Here is a 7,238-nt window from a genome sequence, read left to right as displayed (position 1 = left end):
TTTCCGCAATTACTTCTACTTCTTCTAGCTCTTCTGTTTCTGTAATTACTTCTACTTCTTCTGACTCTTCCGCTTCTGCAATTACTTCCACTTCTTCTGACTCTTCTGCTTCCGCAATTACTTCAGCTTCTTCTAGCTCTTCTGTTTCTGTAATTACTTCTACTTCTTCTGACTCTTCCGCTTCTGCAATTACTTCTACTTTTGACACTTCTTCTAGTATTTCCACAATGATTGTTTCTTCAAGTTTTTCTTCTGCTTTGACAATCACTGATTCTTCTGGAGCTTGCTTTTCTACTTCAATAGTAGGTTGTTTTATTTCTGTATTACGTTTAATTTCTTCTGATAATATTGTATCCTCGTGCTCTACTTTAGAAGCTACTAATTCTTCTTGTAGATTGTTTTCGTTTAACACCACTACATCTTTTTCTAGCTTAGCACTTTCCATCTGCTCAGCTACTGTTTTATGAAGTAATTCATCCGCTGAAACTTCCTGCGGTGTACTCATTTCTTGAATCACTTCTTTTTCTTCTACTAAAGGCACTTGGCGTTCAATTTCATAACCGTTTTTCTCTAGCCATTGATCAACTACTGACTTTTCTTCCTTTTTATTCTCTTCATATTGTTGCTCCCCTTGCTGGTTAGCAGCTCTATGACTAGAAGAAGTTGGTGCTTGTCCTTCTGAGAAATCAGATAATGTATATCCTTTTTTCTCTAACCATGCATCAACGACTGATTTACCCTCTACAGATATTTCAAGGTCTTCTCTTTCCTTTACTTCCTCCTGCTTTTCTTCCTTTTTCTCTACTGAAGGACGATTATATCCATAAATTGGCGAAATCATTTCTGTTGGACGAAATGGTCTACGGTTACTCTCTTGCGAAGGTACAGATGCCTTTTTAACGACAGACTCCCGCACCGGTTCATATTGCACTTCCGGCTCTTCATATGTAGAAACTACCTTTTCCACATACGGTCGTCTGCTTCTTTCCACCTTTATTCCTCTTTGGGCAGTCGGTTCTTCATATGTTACTCCTTGAACAGGTTGTTCTTCGAAGCGATTTACTTCGCTTTCATCCTCTTCATCGAACCCATTATCCGGTACTAAAGGAAAACGGCATTTACCTGCATTCCTACTTGCCATTTGTGCTTCTCTTGCTTCAGTGTAGTGGTTTACACGAGGAATTTTCGGCTGACTTTCAATTTGCTTTGGTACTTCTTTATTCATCGCTGTTTGTTCTTCCTCTTTGTTAAACAGCTTTTTCATCCAATCTAACATGCTTACCACTCTTTCTACTAAATAGTAACATCCTTTATTGTATCAGCATTCGGCAAAAAGTGCAGGTAAAATTAAGCATGTCATATTTATCCACAATATTCTAATTTACGAGTGTTTCATATGAAAAAACGCAGCCTTTCATATAAGACTGCGCTTAAGCTTTACTCTTCTGATATGCATCTATGCTATCCGTTACACTTTGCAATAAAGAATTTACATATTGCGGGTCAGATAATTTTTTATCTTCTTCATGGTTTGACATAAACCCAAGTTCTAATAACACACCAGGAACCTTTGCCCAATTAAATCCAGAAAGATCATCCCGAAATTTAATTCCATTTACTTTTACTTGCTGGTTCTCCCTCATTTTATTTACAATCATTTGAGAGATTTGAAGACTTTCCGCATAAATCTCTTTCGTATACGGACTTCTTTCTGCCGGCGTCAATACAGCGAATCCACTTTCGTTTGGATTTTCAGAACCATCTGCATGAAGACGTAAAAATAAATTAGCCTTATGATTATTTGCGAATGTCGCCCTTTCTTTATTACTTATATCAACGTCTTGTGATGTTCTCGTCATTAATACTTGTATCCCTTTTGCTTCAAGCTTTTCTTTTAATAAAAAAGCCATTTCTAATACAAGTACAGCCTCTCTCTTTTTCGTCACAACACCTGTTGTACCGTCTGTCACTTTATATTTTTGCGTTGTTGCCCCTGGTCCAATCGGCTCTAAATTTAAATTCGCTTTTTGTTGATGCCCTGGATCAATAACGACGAGAAACTTCTCTTGTTTTTCATTACTCTCTATTTTTTGTTCATTATTTTGCACTGGTTGCTCAGTCGGCTGCACTGGCGTAGTTTCTTCTTTCTTTTCATCAGATGATACTTCCTCTTGCTTATGTTCTACTTGGTCATTCGTTTGAATTGCTTGCGATTCTTCGTTCTTTTCTTGTTCTTGCTTCTTTTCTACCGGTGCGTCTTCTTTGGTATCTTTGTTTTTCTCTTGTATAGAAGATGTAGTTTCTTTTTTCGGCTGCTCTTGTGAACAACCGGCCATATATATTCCAATGAATGCAATCATGCTCATTATTTTTATATACTTCATACTTCTCCCCCATCACTTTGCACCGGATTCAAAGTTTTTCTTATAATCGCCCTATAATCTCATCTATATTTCCAATATAAACTGGCTGCCATTTTTCTGTACCACGTTCTGCAGTATAAAGCGGATAAGCGTCATCATCTATATTTACGAAAACTGGATCGCCCATATCCGTTTCATATCCAATTGTAATCCATTCTTCTTTCCATTTTCCGTGTTCTTCACTTATTAATGAATTTTTATGTTTATCATATCGATAACCGATTTGTCCTTTTTCTAATTCATTTTCACTAAACAAATATATTTCATAAGTACCTAGCTCAACATCTTGCTGTTTTGAAGTTTCAATTCGTTTTAGAAGTTCTGCGATTTTTGGTTGTTGTTTCATACTTCTATCCCCTTCTATTTTTCTAAATTTTAACTAGTTTGTTTATAAAATACAATATAGATTTTAAGAAAAAAGGTGACATCCTTATCATATTAACGATTTTTTGAATATATCTATCACTACTCTCAATATATCAACGATTTAACACGAAATTTCGATTTACCGACAAAGAATGACAAAAAAAGAGAGGCTATCCAAAAGGACAACCTCTCTTTTCTTATATCAATTAAAATTTAAACTCTTGTCCAACTTCAAAGCTATCTTCTAATACAAGAATACCTTTTTCTTGTGGAGCATCTGGAAGCTCTAATTCACGTGCAGAGCAGATCATTCCAGAAGAAGGAACACCGCGAAGCTCAGCTGGCTTGATTAACATACCGCTTGGCATTACAGCGCCGATTTTTGCAACGACAACTTTTTGTCCTGCATCAACGTTTGGTGCACCACATACGATTTGTAATGTTTCTGTACCGATTTCTACTTTACAGATGTTTAACTTATCAGCATTTGGATGTTTTTCTTTTTCAGCTACATAGCCTACAACAAATTTCGGAGAAAGATCTGCTTCTACTGTTTCTTCAAAACCATTCTTCGCTAAAATTTCGTTGATTTTCTCTACAAGCTCTTTCGTTAATGTAAGGTTGCCTGTTTCTTTTACTTCTAAGTAAGAAGATGCATTAAAGATGTTGAATCCTGCTGTCTCGTTGCTTTCACGATCGTATACGCGTGCAACATCTCCTTTGCGATCAAAAGTACGGTTCTCTAAAGTAATATCTTGTAAGGCAACAATTAAAGTGTCACCAATTCCTTCAAGGTTGTAAAAAACGTTCACTTCGTTCATCCTTTCTCTTTTCCATCTGTCTTCTTCCGATTTTTCGCTAAAATAAAGATTGGTTCAAATTCTCCATCTTCATATACGAATGAAAGTGATGTAATCGGAACATGCCCTTCGGCAAAAAATTTCATTGTCATTTGTGCAATAATATCATAACCGATTTCGTTGACGATATCAGCAATAATTAATACATCTTGGTGAGGAACAGCAACAACCATGTCACCAGAAATCTTTTCACGCATCGATTGTAGTAACGATTCGTTTAAAATACGAGTCGCGTCATACCCATCATTTGTGTTTAAAAAGTAGAATGTATTCCCCGCTACTGTGTCTTGTTTAAATTCATAACCTAATGAGCGTGCGTTGAATAATGCCATTTCACGCACTTGCTGTTCTGTAAGTTCTAATTTTTGTAATAGACGCTCGTCAATTAGTCGATACGTTTTATTCGAATCTAACGCATAGTAAATACGTGTTTCCGCCGTATGATCCGTCATAATAAACGGATTTCCTTCTTCTGCTTGTTTCGGGAAAGAAGTAGAGCGAATAACAGGTAAAATTTTCGCTCCGCTATTTTCTTCTTTATGCATCGCAATTAGCGCTTCTTGTACGTAATAAGCAACTTCTTCAATTGCCTTTTCTTTGTTCACTTCCCATTTTGCCACAACTCCTGGAAGCGATACGTTAATACCTTTTTTGGAGTCTTTTTGTTCAATACGTAAAACTTCTTTCTCACTATCATACTGAAAGTCCCATTCTGGGCGAGATAATTTCTTTATTAACTCATCTTTCATCTTTTTACTTGTCATCTTCATCTCTTTTTCCTCCCTTCCAAAAAAATAACCTCCCCCGCGAAGGTAGAGGTTGTTTTACAATTCAATTGGCAAATTGCCTTATTTTAAACCTTCAATGAACTCTTCGATTTGTTCTTGTGTTTTACGATCTTTGTTTACATAGCGACCAGTTTCTTCACCTTTATTGTACGCTACAAAGCTCGGAATGCCAAATACGTCTAATTTTACGCATAGATCAATAAACTCATCTCGATCTACATAGTAAAATGAGAAATCACTATATTTCTCTTCTACTTCTGGCATAAATGGGTCTACAAAGCGGCAGTCTGGGCACCATTCTGCTGAGAACATAAAGACTACATTCTCTTCATTTTTTAACTGTTGGAATTGCTCCATGCTTTCTAATGACTTCATCTATATTTCCTCCTCTAACGGGTACATTTTTCATGTTATAATCTTTCTTTTATACTACCATACATCGCGCACGGTGCAAGGTTTATGCTTGCTTTTTGTCATACTTATATTGCCCAACTAACAACTTAACAACGTGTACAAATAATTCCGTACGGTCGACATAATCATCTGTAAAAATACCGATCGCACCTTCGTGACTACGAATATCTTTTCGCTGCACAAACTCTTCCATCACTTCACTTAATTCCTTACCATCTTCAAGAGGTGCTAAAAAATCGTCTGGTAACGTAATACGCGCTCCTCCGGCCACAAATACTTTCCCATCACTTGTTGCTAGCGCGCCCCAGTTACACATAAATAAACCGTGCTCCGTTTTCATTACGCCGCCTTCTAGCCCAATCCCAATTGGAGCTTCTCCGTCCTCTAGCGCTCGCTTCGCTCTATTGATCGCTCCTTGCATCGTCTCTTCATCTGAGAAAGGCTGAGCTGATACTCCTGACGGAACAGAAAGAGATGTAATTTCAGCATCTTTCCAAACCTTCTCCACAGCGCCAACCTTCGTTTTATTCTTCGATCCAACTACTACTTTCATTTCGTTCACCTCTATAAAAATTCATCATTCTATTCTAATATCCGCTTCGGCACAAATTAAGTACTAACCACTACCACACACCATCAGGGAATTCCTTCTCCCCATAAAAGAAGGTCGCTTTCTACAATATTACTGGTCCTAAACACAAAAACAGGCTTCTTCTTTCTTCCTACCCGCGGTCTTAATACATCATTCGAGCACCCATTAGGCACTAACCGCCACCACTCATCGCTGGGTCATCTATTCAACCTAAAAAAAGAAGGGTTTTTCGCCCTTCTTCTCTACGCGTTATTCTTAATTGTCTCTAACGTCGTTTTATCTGTTGTTCTTACAAGCTTCGTAATTAATTCTTTCGCCGCTGCATAATCATCAACATGTAAAATTGAAGCATGTGTATGAACGTAGCGTGCACAAACACCAATTACTGCTGATGGGATACCAGAGTTACTTGTATGTACACGGCCCGCATCTGTACCACCTTGTGAAATAAAGTATTGGTACGGAATGTTGTTTGTTTCTGCTGTATCTAAAATGAATTCGCGTATTCCTCTATGTGTTACCATCGTGCGATCGTAAATACGAAGAAGAGCACCTTTTCCTAATTGACCGAACTGTGTTTTGTCACCAGATGCATCGTTTGCTGGACTTGCATCAAGCGCATAGAAAATGTCTGGTTGAATCATATTTGCAGCTGTTTGCGCTCCGCGGAGGCCTACTTCTTCTTGTACAGTAGCACCAGAATATAATGTATTTGGTAATGTTTCATCTTTTAATTCTTTTAACAATTCGATTGCAAGACCACATCCGTAACGGTTGTCCCAAGCTTTCGCCATAATTTTCTTCTCATTTGCCATCGGTGTGAATGGGCAAATCGGCACGATTTGTTGTCCTGGTTTTACACCAATTTCAATCGCATCTTCATAACTATCTGCACCTATATCAATTAACATATTTTTTATATCCATCGGTTTTGCACGTTGCGCGTCACTTAATAAATGAGGAGGAATAGAACCAACAACCCCAATAACAGGACCATTCTTCGTCATAACTTGTACACGCTGTGCTAATAAAACTTGGCTCCACCAGCCGCCTAACGTTTGAAAACGAAGCATTCCGTTTTTCGTAATTTGCGTAACCATGAAACCTACTTCATCCATATGACCTGCTACAAGAACACGCGGGCCAGTTTCGTCCCCTTTTTTCAGACCAAATACGCTACCTAAACCGTCTTGTACAATTTCATCCGCATATTTGCTTAATTCTTGTTTCATAAAACGGCGTACATCATGTTCAAAACCTGATGCACCTTGTAATTCTGTTAACGTACGAAATAATTGTAATGTCTCTTTATTCACGAAGTCCCCTTCTTTCAAACCTTAGTAGAATACCTCTTTTATTGTAACGAAATTTTCGAAATGTTTCTAGTTTCTTCTTTTTTGGCTGTATTTGCTTTATAATTATTATCGGTACACTATTTTTATTTTATAGAATTGAGGTGAATATATGAGCTGGAAAGGTTTAGTAGCAGGTCTTGGCGTTGGGTTCGCAGCTGGTTATCTCGTTGCAAACAAAGTACAAGAACAATCCCATATTTCTTCAGAAAAAGCATTGAAAATGGTGAAACAAGCATTAAGTCATAAAGGTGAAATTACTGGCTCTTGGGTACATATGGTTCCAGAGACATTTGAAAAATATGATGTCGCATATGAAGTTTATCGCGGCGGTCTTACAACAATGTTAAATGATATACAAGAACGATTTGAATTTTTAGTTGATGCTAAAACAGGTACTGTTTTAGAGGTTATAGCAGCATAAAAAGGAGGGTTCCCATTAG

At 37.5% G+C, this 7,238-nt stretch carries 8 protein-coding genes and 1 pseudogene; 1 reads left to right on the top strand and 8 read right to left on the bottom strand.

Annotated features, from left to right (window positions below):
- The 8 genes and pseudogenes from ACQGSG_RS03960 to ACQGSG_RS03925 all read right to left on the bottom strand — a co-directional run.
- Positions 1-1,276 (bottom strand): annotated as a pseudogene (locus ACQGSG_RS03960) (DNA translocase FtsK); the annotation flags it as partial.
- 154 nt (positions 1,277-1,430) lie between these two features.
- Entirely contained in the window at positions 1,431-2,384 is a 954-nt protein-coding gene (locus tag ACQGSG_RS03955) for an N-acetylmuramoyl-L-alanine amidase (RefSeq protein ID WP_325842431.1), read from the bottom strand.
- A 40-nt stretch (positions 2,385-2,424) separates the two neighbouring features.
- Positions 2,425-2,769, bottom strand: a complete 345-nt coding sequence (locus tag ACQGSG_RS03950; RefSeq protein WP_098295422.1) for a thiamine transporter — start codon at positions 2,767-2,769, stop codon at positions 2,425-2,427.
- A 226-nt stretch (positions 2,770-2,995) separates the two neighbouring features.
- Positions 2,996-3,610 (bottom strand): YtpR family tRNA-binding protein, encoded by a 615-nt coding sequence (gene ytpR / locus ACQGSG_RS03945; protein ID WP_001006761.1) that lies wholly within the window; start codon positions 3,608-3,610, stop codon positions 2,996-2,998.
- Entirely contained in the window at positions 3,607-4,419 is an 813-nt protein-coding gene (locus ACQGSG_RS03940; protein WP_000784588.1) for a DUF1444 domain-containing protein, read from the bottom strand. The genes ytpR and ACQGSG_RS03940 overlap by 4 nt, the downstream gene beginning before the upstream one ends.
- 78 nt (positions 4,420-4,497) lie before the next feature.
- Positions 4,498-4,812 carry a thioredoxin family protein gene (locus tag ACQGSG_RS03935; protein WP_000838193.1) on the bottom strand — a complete coding sequence of 105 codons (315 nt, stop codon included), beginning with the start codon at positions 4,810-4,812 and terminating at the stop codon, positions 4,498-4,500.
- Positions 4,813-4,894: 82 nt separating this feature from the next.
- A complete protein-coding gene (locus ACQGSG_RS03930; RefSeq protein ID WP_000869937.1) occupies positions 4,895-5,404 on the bottom strand; it encodes a DUF84 family protein in 510 nt (169 codons plus the stop codon).
- Positions 5,405-5,685: 281 nt separating this feature from the next.
- Positions 5,686-6,759, bottom strand: coding sequence for a M42 family metallopeptidase (locus tag ACQGSG_RS03925; protein ID WP_001031514.1), 1,074 nt, complete (start codon positions 6,757-6,759; stop codon positions 5,686-5,688).
- A gap of 148 nt (positions 6,760-6,907) precedes the next feature.
- Here ACQGSG_RS03925 and ACQGSG_RS03920 point away from each other — a divergent pair, with 148 nt between their 5' ends.
- Positions 6,908-7,219: a PepSY domain-containing protein gene (locus ACQGSG_RS03920; protein ID WP_000118543.1), complete on the top strand. Its 312-nt coding sequence runs from the start codon at positions 6,908-6,910 to the stop codon at positions 7,217-7,219.
- Positions 7,220-7,238: the final 19 nt, after the last annotated feature.

This window comes from Bacillus sp. GMa5/1 (genome assembly GCF_050172015.1).
Taxonomy (GTDB): domain Bacteria; phylum Bacillota; class Bacilli; order Bacillales; family Bacillaceae_G; genus Bacillus_A; species Bacillus_A cereus.
The sequence above is the reverse complement of the archived record's forward strand: the minus strand, read 5'-3'. Positions and strand labels throughout refer to the sequence as shown.